A 19,349-nucleotide genomic window follows, 5' to 3' on the forward strand; every position below is an offset into this window, starting at 1 on the left:
TCTACCAATCTTACGGGCGGGTCAGGCTTGGAGATGAAGTGGGACGACGAGGTCGGCGACGATCAGGACAACACCCATCACCAGGAGCGCCGAGGCCACGACGTACGCCACCGGCAGCAGCTTCGCCGGGTCGGCATGGCCCGGGTCGGGCCGCCGGAAGACCTTGGCGAAGGCGCGGCGTATGCCCTCCCACAGCGCGGTCGCGATGTGACCGCCGTCGAGGGGCAGGAGCGGGACGAAGTTGAAGATGCCGATGAACAGGTTGAACCCACCGACCAGGAACGCGAAGCTGGCGACCTTCTCGCCGACGTCGAGGCCCTCGTGGGCCGCGATCTCACCGGCGATGCGGCCGCCGCCGACGATGCTGACCGGGCTGTCGGCCGAGCGCTCCTCGACACCGACGATCGCGAGCGCGACGTGCCAGACCTTGACCGGCAGCCTCAGCAGCGAGTGGACGGCGTTCTCCGCCATCACACCCATCTCCTTCAGCGCATAGACCGGCCCTTCCTTGGTGGTGACCACGTGCGACTCGGGAGACATCCCGAAGAAGCCGACCTTCGCGGTCTCCGGGTCGGCGCTGGTGTCGTCGAGGTCCTTGACCCGCTCCTGCACGACGGTCTGGGTGTGCAGCGTCATCCGCTCACCGTCGCGCTCGATCACGATGGTGGCCTCGCCGTCCATGTTGTCGCGGATCAGCTCCTGGGCGACCGACCACGAGGTCAGCTCGGTGCCGTTGAACGAGACCAGCTCGTCGCCGGGCTTGAGTCCGGCGTCGGCGGCCGGGGTCGGCTTGTCGCTCGCGCGGCACTCGCGGCCCTGGTCCTCCCAGGTCAGCAGGCACTCCTGCAGGCTCGAGACGACCGGATGTCCCTTGTCGACGACGTTCTCGCGGACCCCGTAGATCCCGAAGACGCCCCACAGCACGAAGAACGCGATCGCGATGTTCACCGTGGGCCCGCCGGCCATCACGATGACCTTCTTCCACCACGACATCTTGTAGAACAGCCGCGGCTCGTCCTCGGGACGGATCAGCTCCCACTCGGCCGAGCGCGCGTCGCTGATCAGCTGGGTGAACATGCCGGTGTTGGACTTGCGCACCTTGAGCGCACCGTCCTCGGTGCGCTCCCCCAGCTGGTCGGCACCGGGCGGCAGCATCCCGAGGATCTTGACGTAGCCACCGAGCGGGATCGCCTTGAGGCCGTACTCGGTCTCGCCGACCTGCTTGGACCACACCGTCGGCCCGAAGCCGATGAAGTACTGGGTCACCTTCCCGCCGAACGCCTTCGCCGGGATCATGTGGCCGAGCTCGTGGAGCCCGATCGAGACCAGGATCGCGAGAATGAAGCCGATCACGGCCAAGGTGTAGAGCAAATAGCTCATGGACGGGTCTCCAGGATCCGAGTGGTCTCCTCGCGCGCCCAGGCGTCGGCGGCGAGCACGTCCTCGATGGTGAGGGTGCTTTCAGAGCGTACGCCGTGATGCCGCGCCATCACCTCCGCAATCGTGTCCACGATGCCGGGGAACGGGATCCGGCCGTCGTGGAAGGCGTCCACGCAGACCTCGTTGGCAGCGTTGTAGACCGCGGGGTGGGTGCCGCCGCGGGTGCCGGCCTCGCGGGCGAGGCGTACCGCAGGAAAAGCGGAGTCGTCGAGCGGCTCGAAGCGCCAGTCGGCGGCCTTGGTCCAGTCGATCGGCGTCTCGGCGTCCGGCACCCGGTCGGGCCAGGCCATCCCCATCGAGATCGGCACCAGCATCGTGGGCAGCCCGAGCTGGGCGACCACCGCGCCGTCGGTGAACTCGACCATCGAGTGGATGTACTGCTGCGGATGGACGACGACCTCGATCCGGTCGAAGGGTACGTCGAAGAGCAGATGCGCCTCGATGACCTCGAGACCCTTGTTGACCAGGGTGGCGGAGTTGGTCGTGATCACCCGCCCCATCGCGAAGTTGGGGTGCTTGAGCGCCTGCGCCGGGGTGACCTGGGCGAGCTCGTCGCGGGTGCGGCCGCGGAACGGGCCACCGGACGCGGTCAGCACCAGCTTGCGTACCTCCTCGGCACGCCCGGCGCGCAGGCTCTGGGCGATCGCGGAGTGCTCGGAGTCGACGGGGACGATCGTTCCGCCGGAGGTCGAGCTTGTCGAGACCACCCGCTTGACCAGCGGGCCGCCGATGATCAGCGACTCCTTGTTGGCCAGGGCGAGCGTGTTGCCCGCCTCCAGCGCGGCCAAAGTCGGGCGGAGACCGACGGCGCCGGTGATCCCGTTGAGCACCACGTCGGCGGCCTGGGCGGCGGCCTCGACCGAGGCTTCCTCCCCCAGCCCGGAGAGCTTGGGCGCGAACTCGGCCACCTGCGCCTCGAACAGCTCCTTGTTGGCCCCGCCCGCGGTCAACGCCACGACCCGGAACCGGTCCGGGTTGGCCCGCACCAGGTCGAGGGCCTGCGTGCCGATGGACCCGGTCGAGCCGAGGATCACCACGTCGCGTGGTCGCTGCTCATTCACCCACCCATCCTCCCAGCAGAGGCTGAGAAGGCACCAAAAGCGGGCGGCCTCGTCAGGAGACCTTTCCGGCGAGGCCCTGGAAGACGTCGACCAGGACGCGGTCGAGGTTGGCGACGTCCGCGGGCTCGCTCAGGTTGCGCAGCGCTCCCCCGGTCTCCTCCGTCAGCCTGCCGAGCACGCCGATGGGTGCCTGGTCCCCGATCCCGACGGCGATGACCGGGATCGCGCCTTCGCCGCCGATCTCGTCCATCAGGGCGTCGAGGCTCTGCGGCGGGTTCTGGCCACCGTCGGAGAGGAGGACGATCACGGTACGGTCCGAGACCTCGGTCTCGGAGGCGTCGATCGAGGCGCTTGCGTCGCGGATCGCGTCGTACAACGGCGTCTCGCCCAAGGCCCTCAGGTCACAGATCTCGCGCTCGAGCTGCGCACGGGTCGTACCGCTCAGTGGCTTGATCTCGGTGGAGGTGTCCTTCCCGGCAGGCGGGAACCAGTCCAGGCCCACCGAGTCGCGGCCGTCCTTGAGCTCCCCGATGGCATTGAGGGCCGCGCTCTTCGCAACCTGGAGGTACGTCGGGTTGTCGGTCGTCTCCTCGGTGCAGGCGTCGGTGAAGCCGTCGAGGCGGACACGGCGGTCCTGACCGTCGATCTGCTCCATCGAGCCCGAGGTGTCGACGGAGAGCAGCACGCGTACGGGAAGGCGTACGTTCTGCCACTGGTGCCGCCACTGGTTGACCGTCTTCGGTTCCGGCCATGGAGTCACGGTCTCGACGTCGTCGGCGTCGATCACCTCCCGGAGCTGATCGGTGACCTTCTCCGGCTCACCAGCGGCTCGGAAGCCCCAGGCACGAAACTCCTTCTGCGCCTTCTTCGTCCTCAGGTAGTCGACGAAGGCCTCCGACACCGACCGTTTGGCCTCGTCGGAGTCGAGGGAGGCCATCGGGACCGCGGGGTGGTCAAACGCGTAGATCGTGTCGTCCGGGCTCACCGCGACCATCCGGCGGTCATCGTCCACCGTGTCGCGGCAGGAGAAGTCGTCGGAGCCGAGCGGGTCCTGGCAGTTGTAGAGGTACGCGGTCTGCTCCTGGGCCACCACGGCATCCATCTGGGCGAGGAGGTCCGGGTTCTGGTAGACGCGGTTCATCAGCCGAGTGATGTCCTCGCCGGCCATCTCGTCGGGCACCGAGGCGATCGCGTCGCGCAGCAGCCCGACCGCGTCCTCCTCGTCGTGGTCGGCGACCAGCGCCTCGTTGAGGGCCACCGAGGTCGCCATCCCCGAGGTCGAGCCGATCGGGTCGTCGATAGCGATCGACAGCTCACCACCGGCGGCCTTGGTGAGGAGCTCGTCCCAGTCGGGCGAGCCCGAGAGCTTCTCCCGCCTCGCCGCGGGCATCAGGATCGACAGGACGGAGGAGGCGACCGAAGTCCACTCGCCGTCGTTGTCGGCCAGCTCGTCGCCGCCGTCCTCACCGAGCTCGCCCGCACCCAGGAGCTCCGGCCAGACCGACTCCGTCGGCAGCCAGAGGTCCGGCTTGCGCGCCTCGACGACCTCGCAGTCATCCGGGTCGTCGACCGCGCACTCCAGCCGGTCGTCGGGGGCCGCGGCCCAGCCGGTGGCGATCGCCTCGGCGGCGTCACCCGAGTTGACTCCGAACACCTCGACATCGGCGCACGCGCCGTCATCGCCTCGGTACTCCTCGTTGAAGTCGGTGGCCAGCTGATCGATGAGACCGTCCTTCTCGGTGCTGACCACGACGCTCAGCCTGGTCGCGTCTCCTTCGCAGGCTGCTGCCGGAACCAGACCACCACCGCCGGAGCCGAGGATCGGCTGGACCGCCGCCAGCAGGGCGATCACCGCGGCGACCGCGACCGGGACCAGCCACCCGGTGCTGCGCCACCAGGAGGCACCGCCCACCAGGGCCCGCGCCTTGTCGCGGGTCAACGGCAGGTAGCGCGGACCGCGGTCGTCGGTGCCGTCGAGCAGTCCGACGACCTTCCGGTTGCCCGTCTGCAGCAGCGGCGCCCCGATCAACTCCTCGCCGGTCGCGGTCTTCTCGGCGTCGAGGTTGACGACTCGGTTGTGCTCGCCCACCGCGTGCGCACGTCCGCCGAGCTCACGGTTGCCGTCCCCGTGCCAGGCCTCGGCGACCACCAACGCGTTCTCGACGTGTCGCCGGACCAGCGAGGCACTCTTCACCTGCCGGGGCAGCTTGTCCTCGGGCATCAGGGTGAGCAGCGCATAGCCACCGGGCAGCGCGGTCACAGCGACGTCGCGAGACTCCGCCGGAAACTTCCAGTGGACCCGCACGAACATCCCGTCGGTGACCGTCGTCGCCTCGCTCGCCGCGAGGACGACGGCCGCCGAGGTCATCAGGTGGCGCTTGGTCACCGGGAACGCGTAGCCGACGAGCTCCTCAGCCTTGTCATAGACCGCTGCGGTCATCATCAGGGCCGCTGACGTGGCCGGGATGGCGCGCTTCCTCGCCGCGTCCCAGGCGAGCAGCGCGTTGAGCACGACCGCGACGACGACGCAGCCGATGCCCGCGACGACGGCGAAGATCCCGGCCTGACCTTGGAAGACGGACTGGAGGTAGGCGAGCGCTGCCATCGTCACGGCGCCCACCACCGACGTCAATGCCCACGGCTTGGCGGACGACAGGTCCGGGTGTTGCGCCATCCGAGTCTCCTAGCGGGCATCGATCCGATCGCGCGGAGTCTAGTGAAGGCTATTCGAATCGCACGGCGAAAAGAGCCCGATTGCCTGAAGGACGACAGGGCAGACGACCCAGGAAATAGCAACAGCCCCGGACTCCCCCACGGGTCCAGGGCTGCGCATGAAACGTTTTGCAACGTCTGCCCACAATTAAGCCACAAAGATGCACGCAAAGGCAAATCCCGAAATGCGCGTCCCAGTTAAATTTGCGTCAGATCAGCGGCGCGAGGATGACGCCGAGCCGCGGCGTGACGTGGCGGACCCACGACTCGGTCAGGTGCGAGCTGTCGTAATAGGTGACCTTCTCCCCCACGACCAGCGGGCAGCGGTCCTCGGCGCAAACGAATCGCTGGGTGTCGACGTACGCCGCCTTGGTGCCTTCCAGCGCCGCCTCGGTGATCTCGTTGCTGCTGGTCTCGCGCGAGTCGCGGTCGCTGAGGCAGGAGCTCTGGTCGGCGTCGGGGGCGCTGATGCAGTCGGCGGGGTTGTGGTCGACGGCGGGTACGTCGCCGAGGACGACGACCCTGCGGGAGATCTCCCGATACGCCTTCACCGTGCTGCGAACCGCCTGCGACCACTGCTCGTCACGGTCCATCCCGTCGTACGTCTTCGGCATGAAGAGCTGGCCGCGAGCCGTCGAGACGATCGTGTCGGGGTCGAGGCGCTCGAGCTGGTCCGCAGACCAGTCGCGGAAGTCGTCGCACTCGGCCTGGCTCATCTTCTTGCCGCGGTGCTGGACCGGGTAGGGGGCGCAGCCGACCTTCACGACCGGCACGACCCGGAAGCCGTTCTCCTTGCCGAGGTCGTCGAAGGCGGTCAGCCACATGCCGGCGTGGGAGTCGCCGACGACGGCGACGGTCTTCTTCGCGTCGGTGTCGCCGAGGGTGCAGTCGGCGCCGCGGGTGTCTCCGTAGTTGGCGTAGCAGTCGCCGTACGTCTTCTGCCACCGGTCCTCGGTGATCTCCTCGCCGAGCACGGCCGGCGGGATCGGGCCACCGCGGTCGGCGATGTCGAGGGCGGCGCGGAGCTCGCGCTGCACCTGCGGCGGCCCGCCAGTCTCGGCGGCGGTGTCGGGGACCTCGTTGGCCGCGAACCACGCCTGCGCCTCGGCGGCCCGCTCCTTCTCGGCGTACGCGGCATAGCCGGTCGTCAGCCAGCCGCTGCCGACCGCCAGCACGAGCGCCGCCGGCCACAGGGCCAGCGAGCGCAGCCCGTGGGAGAGCACGGGCACCTGCTTGCGCTGGAACGGGAGCTCGATGAAGCGGTGACTCAGCGCGGAGAGGAGCAGCGCGGCGGCGACCGCGACCGTCATCTCGAGCGCGCCGTTGCCGAGATCGAGGAACTCGGGAGCGAGCACGATCAGTGGCCAGTGCCACAGGTAGAGGGAGTATGAGATGTCGCCGACGTAGCGCAGCGGGCGGATCGCGAGCAGCCTCGCGGTCGGGGCGTTGGCGCCGGAGGCGAGCAGCGCGACCGTGCCGAGGGTGGGCACCAGCGCCTGCCAGCCCGGGAACGGGGTGGCCTCGCTGAACGCGACCGTGGAGACGAGGATCGCCGCGGCTCCGCCGAGTCCGGCGGCGACGCTGGCGGCTCCCCTGAGCCGGCCGCCCCAGCAGGCCAGCAGCGCGCCGGCGGCGAGCTCGTAGGCGCGAGCCGGGGTGGAGAAGTAAGCGGCTGTCGGGTTCTCGCCGGTGGCATGGATCGACCAGGCCAGGCTCGCGACCGCGATCACCGCGGCGACGATCGTGAAGCCCTTGCGCCCGAGCTTGGGGATGAGCAGGAGCGCCAGGACCGGCCAGACGAGGTAGAACTGCTCCTCCACCGAGAGCGACCAGTAGTGCTGGAAGGGCGATGGCTCGCTGGGCTGGAAGTACTGCACCCCCTCGGCCGCGAAGTGCACGTTGGCCAGGAAGAACGCCGCCCAGGTGCCGTCAGCGGCCGCGTCGGTGAGCCGGGTGGTGGGCAGCTGCCAGGCGGCGTACGCCAGGACGACCAGGATCACGAGAGTGGCTGCCGGCAGGATCCGGCGGGCGCGGCGCGCGTAGAACTGCGGGATGCTGACCGTGCCTGATGTGTCGGCCTCGCGCAGCAGCAGGGTGGTGATCAGGAAGCCGGAGAGGACGAAGAAGACGTCGACGCCGACGAACCCGCCCTCGGTGTGCGGGACGCCCGCGTGGGCAGCGACGACCAGACCTACGGCAACGGCCCGGAGACCTTGGACATCTGTCCGCCATTGCTTGGCTGACATGTGGGGTGCACCTCGTGTGGGGGTTCGGCTGCTTCCATTGCTGGGTCCGTGTCGCGGAGGTGCGCGAAACGGCCCTCGATGCTTTCACGGACATGGTCTGTTCGCGTATCGAGGGTCGCCGGTCGACCTGTTCCTTTGGTGTCAGCCTCCGAAGTAGGACATCACGTGCTTGATCCGGGTGTAGTCCTCGAACCCGTAGACGGAGAGGTCCTTGCCGTATCCGGAGTGCTTGAAGCCGCCGTGGGGCATCTCGGAGATGTAGGGGATGTGGGTGTTGATCCACACCACACCGAAGTCGAGGCGCTTGCTGACCCGCAGCGCGGTGGCGTGGTCCTTGGTCCATACGCTCGACCCGAGGCCGTAGTCGACGTCGTTGGCACATCTGAGCGCCTCGGTTTCGTCGGCGAACCGCTGCACCGTGATCACCGGGCCGAAGATCTCGTGCTGGATCTGCTCGTCGTCCTGGCGCAGGCCGGCCAGGACCGTGGGCTGGTAGAAGTAGCCGTTCTCGCCGCCAACGACTCGTGCCGGCGCGCCGCCGGCTGCGATCGTGGCGTGGTCCGGGAGGCGGTCGACCATGCCCGCGACCCGGGCGAGCTGGCCGGGGTTGTTGAGCGCGCCGACATCGGTGTTGTCGGCGGGGAGGCCGACGGTGGTGTTGCGGGCCGCCTCGGCGAGAGCCGCGACGAACTCGTCGTGGATGCCCTCCTGCACCAGCACCCGGGTCGCGGCGGTGCAGTCCTGACCGGCGTTGAAGTAGCCCGCCGCGGCGATACCGGCGACCGCCTTGTCGATGTCGGCGTCGTCGAAGACGATGACCGGCGCCTTGCCGCCGAGCTCGAGGTGGACACGCTTGACGTCCTGCGCCGCGGTCGCGGCGACCTCCATCCCGGCGCGCACCGAGCCGGTGATGGCGACCATCTGGGGCGTCTTGTGCCGGATCAGCGCGCGCCCGGTGTCGCGGTCGCCGGTGACGAGGTTGAGCACGCCCGGCGGCAGGAACTCCTGGGCGATCTCGGCCAGGAGCGCGGAGCTGGCCGGGGTGGTGTCGGAGGGCTTGAGCACGACCGTGTTGCCGGCAGCCAGCGCCGGGGCGATCTTCCACGACATCATCGCGAGCGGGTAGTTCCACGGCGTGACCTGCCCGATCACGCCGATCGGCTCGCGGCGGATCCAGGAGGTGTGGTCCGGTAGGTATTCGCCTGCGCTCTTCCCCTCCAGGGTCCGCGCCGCGCCCGCGAAGAAGCGGAAGTGGTCGATCGTCGGCGGCAGCTCCTCCTCCAGGGTCAGCTGGAACGGCTTACCCGTGTCCTTGACCTCCACGGCAGTCAGCTCCGCGGCCCGGGCCTCCATTGCATCGGCGAGCCGGAGCAGCGCCAGGCTGCGCTCCTGGGGTGTGGTCTCGCCCCAGGTCTCGAAGGCCGATGCGGCCGCGGCGTACGCCTGGTCGACGTCGGCCTCCCCCGACATCGCGGCCTGCGCGTAGACCTCGCCGGTGGCGGGGTCTACGACGTCGTACGTCGCGGCGTCGGCGGCCTCACGCAGCTCGCCGCCAATCACGTTCCTGAAGGTCTGGTCAGCCATGCGGTAGAGACTAACTCCTTCCCGTAACAGGGATGTCACAACTGAATCCGAAGTGATAATCGCACTTTGAAACGGATTCGCTTGCGAAAGCGAGAGGCGTTGGGTGACCATTGAGTCATGACCGGCAACTACGAGCAGCTGCAGCGCGACGCCAAGGACCATCTCTGGATGCACTTCACGCGGCATTCGAGCTATGCAGAGGCCGACGTGCCGATCATCGCCAGGGGTGAGGGCGCCTACATCTACGACATCGAGGGCAACCGCTACCTCGACGGTCTCGCGGGGCTCTTCGTCTCCCAGGTCGGCCACGGGCGCGCGGAGCTCGCCGACGCCGGCGCGGAGCAGGCCAAGCAGCTGGCCTTCCACCCGCTGTGGTCCTACGCGCACGAGCCGGCGATCGAGCTCGCTGCCCGGCTGGCCTCACTCGCCCCCGGCGACCTGAACCGGGTCTTCTTCACCAACTCCGGCTCCGAGGCCGTCGAGACCGCGTGGAAACTCGCCAAGAACTACTTCAAGCTCAAGGGAAAGCCGGGCAAGCACAAGGTGATCGGGCGCAACATCGCCTACCACGGCACCACCCACGGGGCGCTGTCGATCACCGGCCTGGCCGACATCAAGGCGCCGTTCGAGCCGCTGGTCCCCTCGACCTTCCGGGTGCCGAACACCAACATCTACCGGGCCTCGGAGATCACCGGCGGGCTGATGGACGGGAGCGACCCGGAGGCGTTCGGACGCTGGTGCGCCGACCAGATCGAGGTCGTGATCCGCGCCGAGGGCCCCGACACCGTCGCCGCGGTCTTCCTGGAGCCGGTGCAGAACTCGGGCGGCTGCTTCCCGCCTCCCCCTGGCTACTTCCAGCGGGTGCGGGAGATCTGCGACGAGTACGACGTGCTGCTCGTCTCCGACGAGGTCATCTGCGCCTACGGGCGGCTGGGCACGATGTTCGGCTGCGAGCGGTTCGACTACGTGCCCGACATGATCACCACGGCCAAGGGGCTGACCTCGGGGTACGCGCCCCTGGGTGCCACGATCATCTCCGACCGGCTGATGGAGCCGTTCCTGACCGGTGAGGAGACCTTCTACCACGGCTACACCTTCGGCGGTCACCCCGTCTCCACCGCGGTGGCGATGGCCAACCTCGACCTCTTCGAGGCCGAGGACCTGCTCGGCAACGTACGCCGCAACGAGGACGCCTTCCTGGCCACGCTGTCGAAGCTGAAGGACCTGCCGGTCGTCGGCGACGTACGCGGCACCGGCTACTTCTACGGCATCGAGCTGGTCAAGAACCGCGCGACCAAGGAGACCTTCACCGAGGAGGAGTGCGAGCGGATCCTCTACGGGTTCGTCTCCAAGGCGCTGTGGTCCGAGGGCCTTTACTGCCGCGCCGACGACCGCGGCGAGCCGGTCATCCAGCTCTCGCCGCCCCTCACGGTGGGCCAGGCCGAGTTCGACGAGATGGAGCAGATCCTGCGCCGGGTGCTGGAGAAGGCCTCTACGATGCTGTGATCTGCCCGTCGTGGATCCGGGGCCACGGCGACTGCTCCTCGAGGGCATAGGCGAGCTCGAGAAGCGTCCGCTCGTCGCCGTACGCCGCGGAGAGTTGGACCCCGATCGGCAGCCCCTCCTCGCTGAGCCCCATCGGCAGCGAGATCGCCGGTGCACCGGTGATGTTCTGCAGCGGGGTGAACGCGACGTGGCGAAGGAGCCGGTCGACGAGGTCCTCGAACGGCACGTTCGGGGACAGATGACCCAGCGGCGGGGTGACACCGGCGACGACCGGGCACAGGACCACGTCGTGGTGGTCGAAGACGGAGGCGTACGCCGCCGCGGCCCGCCGCAGGCGGAGCAGTGCGGTCGGCGTCCGGCGCCAGCCGCCGGAGGCGAAGGCGCGACGCAGGCCGTCGGTGAGGCCGTCGAGGCGGCCCTGGTCGAGCGTACGGTCGATGGTCAGGCGGCCCAGGTTGCCGGCGAGGAAGGCGAGCAGACCCCAGTAGCTGAGGAAGTCGTCGCCGAAGCGCGCGTCGACGGGGATCGGGACCGGCTCGACGCTGTGGCCCTGCTCCTCCAGCAGGGTCGCAGTGCGTTCCACGGCCGCCTTCGTCGGCGTGTCCACAACGGCATCGGTCACCGACTCCATGATCAACGCGACCCGGAGCCGCCGACGCGCGGGGCCCTCGACGAGCCCGAGGGGCGGCAGCGCCGGGTTGCGCCAGTGCCGCTCGAGCGCGGCGTGGAAGGTCGCGGTGTCGCGGACCGTACGCGTCACCACCCCTTCGCTGACCATGTTGATCGGGAGGGTGCGGGCCATCTCGCCGTCGATGTGCCGGCCGCGGCTGGGCTTGAGCCCGACCAGTCCGGCGGCCGCGGCCGGGATCCGGATGGAGCCACCGCCGTCGTTGGCGTGCGCGAGCGGCACGGCGCCGGCGGCGACCAGCGCCGCTGCGCCGCCGGAGGATGCGCCGACGGAGTGGCGCGTGTTCCAGGGGTTGGGAGTCGGCGGCCCGCTTCGGAACTCGGTGGTCGCGTTCAGCCCGAACTCGGGCATCCGGCTCTTGCCCAGCACCGTCACCCCGGCACTGAGGAACTGGGTCGTGTAGCGCCCGTCGTGTGCGGCCGGACGCGCGCGGAACGCCTCCGACCCGTGGTTCGTCGGCATCCCGAGCAGGTCGGTGTTGTCCTTGAGCAGGGTCGGCACACCATGGAGCAGGCCGGTGTCGGCCCCCGCGCGACGGGGCGCGTCGTAGGCCTCGTACGCCAGCGCGTGCAGCCCCGGGGCCACCTGTCGCAGCCGGGCGACCGCCGCCGCCTCGACCTCAGCCGTGCTCAGCTCCCCCGCCCGGATGAGGTGGGCGAGCTCGACGGCGTCGTGGTCGCCGAGGGCGTCGTCGGTGAAGGCGTGTACGCGGGCCGGTGCGGTCATGTCGGACAGCGTGCTGGATCGGCTCCCAAAAGTCTAGAAGATCTTCCAGACTTCTTGCCGGCTCGCGTGAAACACTCTGCCCATGAAGCGACGGCACGGTGACAGCGCCAGGCAGCGACGCGACGCCCTCGTCCGCGCCACGATCGAGGTGGCCGCCGAGAAGGGCATGGCCGGGGTCTCCCATCGGGCCGTGACCGAGCGCGCCGGGCTGCCGCTGGCCACCGTCGGCTACTTCTTCGACTCGATCACGGACCTGGCGGCCGAAGCGATGCGCACGGGCGTGGCCGAGGACGTCGCCCGGCTGCGTACGCTCGCCGACGAGCTCGCCGCGACGGAGTCCGGCACCGACGCGATGGCCGAGGCGTTCGCCGCGGCGCTGATGTCCCCGCCGGCCGACTCACTCGCCTTCCTCGAGGGGTTGCTCCATGCCGCCCGCGAGCCGCAGTTCCGCCCGGTGGTGGCCGAGGCGCTCACCACCGGCCGTGCCGTCGCGGACCGCGCGGCGACCGTGGCGGGCGCGACCCGGACCGACCCCGACTCCCTGCTCGCCCTCGTGCACGGCTACCTGCTGCACGCCCTCGCGGCGCCCGACCTGGTCGACCCCGATGCCCTGCTCCGTGGGCTCCGTGCGCTCGTCATCGGCACCCTGGTCGAGAGCGGCGAGGTCTCCGTCGCCCTCCGCCTCGCAGGCCGCGGCTCAGCCGAGGACGCGTACCTCGCTACCTAGGACCGCCCCGTCCTGCAGGGTCAGGTGGTCGCCGGACCAGAAGCGACCCGGGTCGTAGTAGTTGGTCGGGCGCTCGTCGTCGAGCAGACCCATCTCCTGGTAGGTGGCAGCGACGACCTCGGCACAGAAGACCTGTTCGAGCCCGGCCTTCGAGCGCACCCTCCCCCGCGCCCAGCGTCCGGCCAGGGCAGCGGTTGAGGGGAACGGGGTGCCGTCGAGCCGGGCGATCGTCCGCAGCAGCGCGTCCTCGCGCGGGCGGTCGATGTCGGCGGTCAGCTGGCGCAGCCAGACCTGCTGCTCGTAGCGGCCGGCCCACTGCTCGACCGCGGCACGCAGATCGTGGAGCTGTACGCCACGGTGGTGGGTGCCGGTATAGAGATCGAGCAGCCCCTTGCCGAGCTCGGCATGCCACATCAGCGGCGGCAGGTCATCGAGCACCACCGCCATCCCGACATGGTTGACCGGGGCGTTGCTGAGCATCCGGATCGCCCGGTCGGCGACCGAACGCCCGCGGAAGAGCCACAGATCACCGGTCCGGGTCTGGTCCACGGCGTCGGCAAGGGAGATAGTGGTGTCATCAGACATCGTGAGCAGGGGGTCCTATGAGTTTCGGCAGTGCACGCGTGTGGAAGATCGTGGGAATGGCCGGCCTGGCCGGGGTCACCGCGACAGGCGTCATCATCGCGCGCAACCACCGCCAGCGTACGCAGCGCACGCCGGAGGAGATCCATGCGAAGCTCCGCGAGCGGGTCGCGGCGGCGCAGGACGCTGCTTGAGCCCGGTGCAGGGATACCCGGTTAACCGGGTATCCCTGCACTTATCAGGCAATGCAACACCCGAGAAGCGCAGGAATTGCCTGTACACCGTGACGGATGAGGTTCGAGTGACTCGCCGCTAGGAGTCGAAGCCGAGCCCGAGCCGGTCCATCGTCCGCAGGAACAGGTCGCGGCGCCCGCCGTTGGCGTCGGCCTTCCCTAGCGAGCGGACCATCATCGAGATGCCGGCGTACCGGGCAGGCTCAGGAGGGAACGGCAGCGGCTTCGAGCGCACCATCTCCAGCGACGTACGTTCCGTCTGCTCGCCGCTGAGGAGGTCGAGCATGACCTGGGCGCCGAAGCGGGTGGCTCCGACGCCGAGACCGGTGTAGCCGAGGGCGTAGGCGACGCGGCCGGCGTACGCCTTGCCGAAGAAGGCCGAGAAGCGGGTGCAGGTGTCGATGATCCCGGCCCAGCGGTGGGTGAAGCGCAGTCCCTCGAGCTGCGGGAAGGTCTCGAAGAAGTGGCCAGCCAGCTTGTCGTGGGTGGCACCGGTCTCCAGCTCCGGGGAGATCTTCGAGCCGAAGTGGTAGATCGCATCGTAGCCGCCCCACAGGATGCGGTTGTCCCTGGTCAGGCGGTAGTAGTGGAAGTGGTTGGCCGAGTCGCTGACGCCCTGCCGGTTCGCCCAGCCGATGGCGTCCATCTGCGCGGCGGAGAGCGGCTCGGTCATGAGTACGTAGTCGTAGACCGGCACGGTCATCATCCGCAGCCGCCGCAGCAGCGGCGGGAAGGCGTTGGTGGCCAATGCCACCCGCCCGGCCCGGACCGACCCCGCGATCGTCGAGACCCGCATCCCCGAACCGTCACGCTCGAGACCTGTGACCGCGGAGCCCTCGTGGATCACCACACCGGCGTCCAGACAGGCCTGCCGCAATCCCCAGGCCAGCCGCGCCGGCTCGATCGTGGCCGTGTCACCGACCACCTCCAGGCCACCGAGGTAGGTCGGCGAGCGGAGCTCGTCCCGCACCGCGGTCTCGTCCAGCATTCGGTGCTTGATGCCGTGCTCGGTCAGCGCGGTCGACCACTCGGCGAGGTCGTTGACCTCGTGCGGGCGGGTGGCGACGTTCAGCGCACCAGTGAGCTGCCAGTCGCAGTCGATGCCGTGATCCTGGACAGTCGCCGCCATCTCGTCGAGATTCTGCTGGCCGAGCCGGTCCAGTGTCGCGAGCTCGTCGGGCCAGCGCTCCAGACCGTTCCAGAAGCCATGGGTCAACGACGCCTCGGCGAAGCCGCCGTTGCGGCCCGATGCCTGGTCCCCGCACTGGCCGGCCTCCAGCAGCACCACCGACCACGACGGAAACCGCTCACGGGCCAACAGCGCTGTCCACAGCCCCGAGTATCCGCCTCCGACTACCACCAGATCCGCCGACGCCACCCCGAGCAGAGGCGGCAGCGGCGCTGGCTTCGCAGGGTCGTCCAGCCAGTAGACGGCGGGCTTCGCATCGGTCAGCGAGACATGGTTCACGACGCCCACTATGACAACTTCAAAGCCCTTCAGCCACACACAATGTACGGAATCATGGAAATTGTTCGTTACACACGACGGATTTCGTTGCATCTGGCCACGGCAAACAGGTTGACTGGGCGCCATGACCACTCGCAAGCGCAACGGGGGCGCTCACCTCGACGAGGTCAACAAGCTGATCATCGAGCAGCTCCAGCAGGACGGGCGGCGCAGCTATGCCGCGATCGGCAAGGAGGTCGGTCTGAGCGAGGCCGCGGTGCGGCAGCGCGTGCAGCGCCTCGTCGACAGCGGCGTCATGCAGGTCGTCGCGGTCACTGACCCGCTCGAGCTCGGCTTCGCGCGGCAGGCCATGATCGGCGTACGCACCTCGGGACCGATCGAGGGGATCGCCGACGAGCTCGGCAAGCTCGACGAGGTCGACTACATCGTCATCACCGCCGGCTCCTACGACCTGCTCGTGGAGGTCGTCGCCGAGAGCGACGAGGCCCTGCTCAACCTCGTCTCCAGCAAGATCCGCGCCATCGAGGGCGTGGTGAGCACCGAGACGTTCATGTACCTCCACCTGCACAAGCAGACCTACGCCTGGGGCGTCAGGTGAGCGAGTATCCCGAGATCAGCCTGTGGCACGAGACCGCCGGCGACACCTGGGAGCCGCGGCCGGCGCTGATGGGCGACATCGAGGTCGATGTCGCCATCGTGGGTGCGGGCTACACCGGCCTGTGGACGGCCTACTACCTGGCCGAGGCGAGGCCCGACCTGAAGATCGCGATCCTCGAGGCCGAGGTCGCCGGGTTCGGAGCCTCGGGCCGCAACGGCGGCTGGTGCTCGGCCCTCTTCCCCGCCTCGCTCGACAAGGTGGCCGCGGGCTCGAGCCGGGAGGCCGCTCTCGCCCAGGACCGGGCGATGCGGGCGACCGTCGACGAGGTCATCCGGGTCGCCGATGCCGAGGGCATCGAGGCCGACATCGCCAAGGGCGGCACGGTCGTCGTGGCCCGTACGCCCGCCCAGCTCGAGCGCGCCCGCGACGAGGTCGAGCACGCCCGCTCCTGGGGGCTCGGTGACGCCGAGATCTCCCTGCTGGACCAGCCCGCTGCCCAGAAGCGGCTCGCCGCGACCAGCACCCTCGGTGCGACCTACACCCCCGACTGCGCCGCACTCCACCCCGCCAAGCTCGTCCGCGGCCTGGCCCGCGCCGTCGAGGCCCGCGGCGTCACGATCTACGAGCAGACCCGGGTCACGTCGATCGGTCCGCACCAGGTGAGGACGGACAGCGACGTGGTCACCGCCGATGTCGTCGTACGCGCCACCGAGGGCTACACCCCGACGCTGGCCGGCCTCGAGCGCGAGGTCATCCCGGTGCGCTCCCTCATCATCGCCACCGAACCGCTCTCGGACCTGGTCTGGTCGAGCATCGGCTTGGAGGAGCGCGAGACGTTCTCCGACGGCCGGCACTTGCTGATCTATGGGCAGCGCACCGCGGACGACCGGCTGGTCTTCGGCGGCCGGGGCGCCCCGTACTCCTTCGGGTCGAAGATCACTCACGCGGACGCCTCCGACATGCGCACCCACCGTCGCCTGCTGGCGACCCTGATCGAGATGTTCCCGGCCGTACGCGGCCACAAGGTCACCCACCGATGGGGCGGCGTTCTCGGCATCTCGCGCGACTGGCACGCCTCGGTCGGCTACGACCCCGCCAGCGGCCTCGCGCACGCCGGCGGCTACGTCGGCGACGGCGTCGCGACCACCAACCTCGCCGGCCGTACGCTGCGCGACCTGGTCCTCGGCACCGAGACCGATCTCACCGCACTCCCCTGGGTCGGTCACGTCTCACCGCGCTGGGAGCCGGAGCCGCTGCGCTGGCTCGGCGTCAACGCCGGCCTGCGCGCGATGACCATGGCCGACGCCGAGGAGACCGCCACAGGCAAGGGCTCCCTGGTCGCCCGGGCCGTCGCTCCGCTCGTCGGCGGTCACTGACTCGTTCTGGGCGAGGCTTAGGCTGCGGCTGTCGGTCTCGGGATCTCGGAGGAATCATGGCTGTCTCGCCCGGTGCCAAGAAGGCGCTCATCGCTGTTGGTGTATTGACCGTCGCTGGGGTGCTGCTCGTCGGGATCGGCCACTGGCGAGCCCACGATCTGGTCGCCGGCGACGTCGTGTGGCACACGGAGGTCGACCGCGCGGCCGGCGAGGCAGTTGTCGTACGCGGCCGGATCTACACCTACGAAGACGACCAGCTCATGATTCGCGACCTGGGGACCGGGAAGGTCATCGCCGAGGAACTCCAGGACGGGAACTGGGCTCACGTCGGGGATGGCGGCCACGTAGCAACTGTCGGGGTCGAGCAGATCGCGATGTACGACCGCAACGGCAAGCTGGCGTGGCAGCAGGCCACGGACGACCTCTACCATCCGATCGCCATCAGCCTCGACGGGCAGCTCGACGCCGTCGTATGCGAAGAGAAGGCGTGCTCCACGGTTCACTTCGACGCCTCGGGACAGGAGACCACTCGCACTCCGCGGCTCTCGCCGGACCTCGCTACCCCCGTGTACGTAGGCTCCGGCACCTTCGAGGACACGCACGTGCGGCGAGTCCCGACGATCGCGACCGACATCGACCCGAAGACCCACTCCGTTCGGCAGCTACGTGACGGCAAACCCTTGGGCGCTCCGATCACGCTCCTCGATGACCACACGGCGGCGCAGGTCGGCGATCTCCTCGTCGGCGTCTCTCGCGAGAACGGCACCTGCACCTTCACCGCAACCAGAGCAGGCACCCGGGCTTGGACGAGCACCACGCCGTGCCCGGAGCTCGGCTTCCCCGAGGTCGACGTGTTCGCGGACCGCATCTATCTCAACAGTCGCTCCGGCGACGCCTATGACATCGTCACCACGGACCTCGAGGGGCGGCGAGCCTCCAGCTTCCGGGTCAGTACCGGACCGATCGAGGAGTCGGACAGAACCCAACTGTCGCCGACCCCGGCCGCAGTCGTGCTCACGGTGACCGACCAGATCTCGGCGTACTCCCCGACGACCGGGAAGCGCCTGTGGACCGAGGACCTGAACCGAGCGTCCCACGATGTCCTCGAGAAGACGAAGAAGGTCTACCCCGGCGTCGAGGTCAGCGGCCCGGTCATCGATCGCTTTGGGAACGACCCGCGACCGGTGGCGCAGCTCGCGGTCGGGCGGGACCTGCCGGCCTACACGCACACCTTCATCGACTCCGAGTCCGGCAAGGAGTCGGCGAAGCTCGCCGCACCGTACGGCTCTGTCGCCCACGGTCTCGAGGACGGCCGGGTCCTCGTCCTCGGGCGGGACGACGTGTGGCTCGTCTCGTCAGATCCCGAATAAACCTGTTGCATACGCCGGTCGCGGTCCTCCACCATGGAGCGCGACCGGCGTCCTCGTCCACGAGGCGCCCCTGATCGAGAGGAGCAGACCATGACTGTCGTTGTCCTGTGCCTGCCCACAGACCACATCTCTCGTATCAGGAGCACCCGAAGTGACTCAGGAGAACATCTCCGCTGATCCTCTCCAGAGGATCGACCCCAATTTCGTCTTCGACTTCCAGGCCTACGACGACCTGGACGACGGACAACGCTGGTCCACCTGGCTCTCCGTGGAGCCGCTCTCCCGTGGACCGGAGCCTCGCCCGGACTGGGTGGTGACCTCTCAGGGCGCCATCGACACCGAGCTCGGCATCCTCAAGACCGGCAAGGAGGCCGACGCCTTCCTGGTCGTACGGGGCGACCCGCTCTTCCCGGAGCTAGAGGCGCTGATGGTCGCCAAGCGCTACCGCGACGCCGACCATCGCACCTTCCACCGGGCCGCGAGCTACACCGAGGGCCGTTCGGTCAAGCGCTCTCGTGACGAGCGTGCGCTGAAGAAGGGCTCGACCTTCGGCCGCGAGGTCGCCAAGGCCGAGTGGGCCAACGCCGAGTGGAACGCCCTCGTACGCTGCTGGAACCTCGGCCTCCCGGTCCCCTATCCGGTGCAGATCGACGGGACCGAGATCCTGATGGAGTGGATCGCGGTCGACGACGGCAACGGCGAGCTCGAGACGGCGCCGCGGCTCGCCCAGACCCGGCCGGAGCACCACGTCCTCGAGATGTGGTGGGACGGGCTCGTCGACGCACTGGCCACGATGGTGCAGGCCGGCCTGGTCCACGGTGACCTCTCGCCGTACAACATCCTGGCCCAGCAGGACCGGCTCGTGATTATCGATCTCCCCCAGATCATCGACCTGGTCGGCAACCCGCTGGGTTTCGACTTCCTGCTCCGCGACATCACCAACGTCGCGAAGTGGTTCCAGGCCCGTGGCCTGGAGGTCGACGAGCAGGAGGTCTACGCCGACCTGATGGCGCACGCCTTCTGAGCCCGCCG

General features: G+C 69.2%; 15 protein-coding genes. 7 read left to right on the forward strand and 8 right to left on the reverse strand.

Features of this window, described 5'->3' with window-relative positions; genetic code table 11:
* Positions 1–21: 21 nt before the first annotated feature.
* The 5 genes from ABZU72_RS06425 to ABZU72_RS06445 form a co-directional block, all read right to left on the reverse strand.
* Positions 22–1,380 carry a site-2 protease family protein gene (locus tag ABZU72_RS06425; RefSeq protein ID WP_355018029.1) on the reverse strand — a complete coding sequence of 453 codons (1,359 nt, stop codon included), beginning with the start codon at positions 1,378–1,380 and terminating at the stop codon, positions 22–24.
* On the reverse strand, positions 1,377–2,501 hold the full coding sequence (dxr, locus tag ABZU72_RS06430) for a 1-deoxy-D-xylulose-5-phosphate reductoisomerase (protein WP_355018030.1): 1,125 nt from the start codon (positions 2,499–2,501) through the stop codon (positions 1,377–1,379). Before dxr ends, ABZU72_RS06425 begins: the two co-directional genes overlap by 4 nt.
* Positions 2,502–2,553: 52 nt before the next feature.
* Positions 2,554–5,175, reverse strand: coding sequence for a substrate-binding and VWA domain-containing protein (locus ABZU72_RS06435; protein WP_355018031.1), 2,622 nt, complete (start codon positions 5,173–5,175; stop codon positions 2,554–2,556).
* A gap of 247 nt (positions 5,176–5,422) precedes the next feature.
* Positions 5,423–7,459, reverse strand: a complete 2,037-nt coding sequence (locus ABZU72_RS06440; protein ID WP_355018032.1) for an acyltransferase family protein — start codon at positions 7,457–7,459, stop codon at positions 5,423–5,425.
* Between the two features lie 141 nt (positions 7,460–7,600).
* Complete coding sequence (locus tag ABZU72_RS06445; protein WP_355018033.1) at positions 7,601–9,043, reverse strand: gamma-aminobutyraldehyde dehydrogenase; 1,443 nt, start codon at positions 9,041–9,043, stop codon at positions 7,601–7,603.
* 117 nt (positions 9,044–9,160) lie between these two features.
* Between ABZU72_RS06445 and ABZU72_RS06450 the strand changes: the two genes are divergently transcribed.
* Positions 9,161–10,549, forward strand: coding sequence for an aspartate aminotransferase family protein (locus tag ABZU72_RS06450; RefSeq protein WP_355018034.1), 1,389 nt, complete (start codon positions 9,161–9,163; stop codon positions 10,547–10,549).
* Here the strand turns inward: ABZU72_RS06450 and ABZU72_RS06455 are convergent.
* Positions 10,536–11,963 (reverse strand): amidase, encoded by a 1,428-nt coding sequence (locus tag ABZU72_RS06455; RefSeq protein WP_355018035.1) that lies wholly within the window; start codon positions 11,961–11,963, stop codon positions 10,536–10,538. The two genes, ABZU72_RS06450 and ABZU72_RS06455, sit on opposite strands and share 14 nt — an antisense overlap.
* Positions 11,964–12,045: 82 nt before the next feature.
* On the opposite strand from ABZU72_RS06455, the gene ABZU72_RS06460 reads away from it, so the two are divergent.
* Positions 12,046–12,690, forward strand: coding sequence for a TetR family transcriptional regulator (locus ABZU72_RS06460; RefSeq protein ID WP_355018036.1), 645 nt, complete (start codon positions 12,046–12,048; stop codon positions 12,688–12,690).
* On the opposite strand, the gene ABZU72_RS06465 is transcribed toward ABZU72_RS06460, so the two are convergent.
* Positions 12,661–13,275 (reverse strand): hypothetical protein, encoded by a 615-nt coding sequence (locus ABZU72_RS06465; RefSeq protein WP_355018037.1) that lies wholly within the window; start codon positions 13,273–13,275, stop codon positions 12,661–12,663. The two genes, ABZU72_RS06460 and ABZU72_RS06465, sit on opposite strands and share 30 nt — an antisense overlap.
* Positions 13,276–13,292: 17 nt before the next feature.
* Here ABZU72_RS06465 and ABZU72_RS06470 point away from each other — a divergent pair, with 17 nt between their 5' ends.
* Positions 13,293–13,466: a hypothetical protein gene (locus tag ABZU72_RS06470; RefSeq protein WP_355018038.1), complete on the forward strand. Its 174-nt coding sequence runs from the start codon at positions 13,293–13,295 to the stop codon at positions 13,464–13,466.
* Between the two features lie 118 nt (positions 13,467–13,584).
* On the opposite strand, the gene ABZU72_RS06475 is transcribed toward ABZU72_RS06470, so the two are convergent.
* Positions 13,585–14,973, reverse strand: a complete 1,389-nt coding sequence (locus ABZU72_RS06475) for an FAD-dependent oxidoreductase (protein WP_355018039.1) — start codon at positions 14,971–14,973, stop codon at positions 13,585–13,587.
* Between the two features lie 124 nt (positions 14,974–15,097).
* Here ABZU72_RS06475 and ABZU72_RS06480 point away from each other — a divergent pair, with 124 nt between their 5' ends.
* From ABZU72_RS06480 to ABZU72_RS06495, 4 genes are all read left to right on the forward strand, one after another.
* On the forward strand, positions 15,098–15,571 hold the full coding sequence (locus ABZU72_RS06480; RefSeq protein ID WP_008363265.1) for an Lrp/AsnC family transcriptional regulator: 474 nt from the start codon (positions 15,098–15,100) through the stop codon (positions 15,569–15,571).
* Complete coding sequence (locus ABZU72_RS06485; RefSeq protein ID WP_355018040.1) at positions 15,568–16,947, forward strand: FAD-dependent oxidoreductase; 1,380 nt, start codon at positions 15,568–15,570, stop codon at positions 16,945–16,947. Before ABZU72_RS06480 ends, ABZU72_RS06485 begins: the two co-directional genes overlap by 4 nt.
* Before the next feature lie 56 nt (positions 16,948–17,003).
* Positions 17,004–18,317 carry a hypothetical protein gene (locus tag ABZU72_RS06490; RefSeq protein WP_355018041.1) on the forward strand — a complete coding sequence of 438 codons (1,314 nt, stop codon included), beginning with the start codon at positions 17,004–17,006 and terminating at the stop codon, positions 18,315–18,317.
* Between the two features lie 151 nt (positions 18,318–18,468).
* Positions 18,469–19,341, forward strand: coding sequence for an RIO1 family regulatory kinase/ATPase (locus ABZU72_RS06495; protein ID WP_355018042.1), 873 nt, complete (start codon positions 18,469–18,471; stop codon positions 19,339–19,341).
* The last annotated feature ends 8 nt before the right edge of the window (positions 19,342–19,349 follow it).

It is taken from the genome of Nocardioides sp. NPDC004968 (genome assembly GCF_040608935.1).
In the GTDB taxonomy this organism is placed as follows: domain Bacteria; phylum Actinomycetota; class Actinomycetes; order Propionibacteriales; family Nocardioidaceae; genus Nocardioides.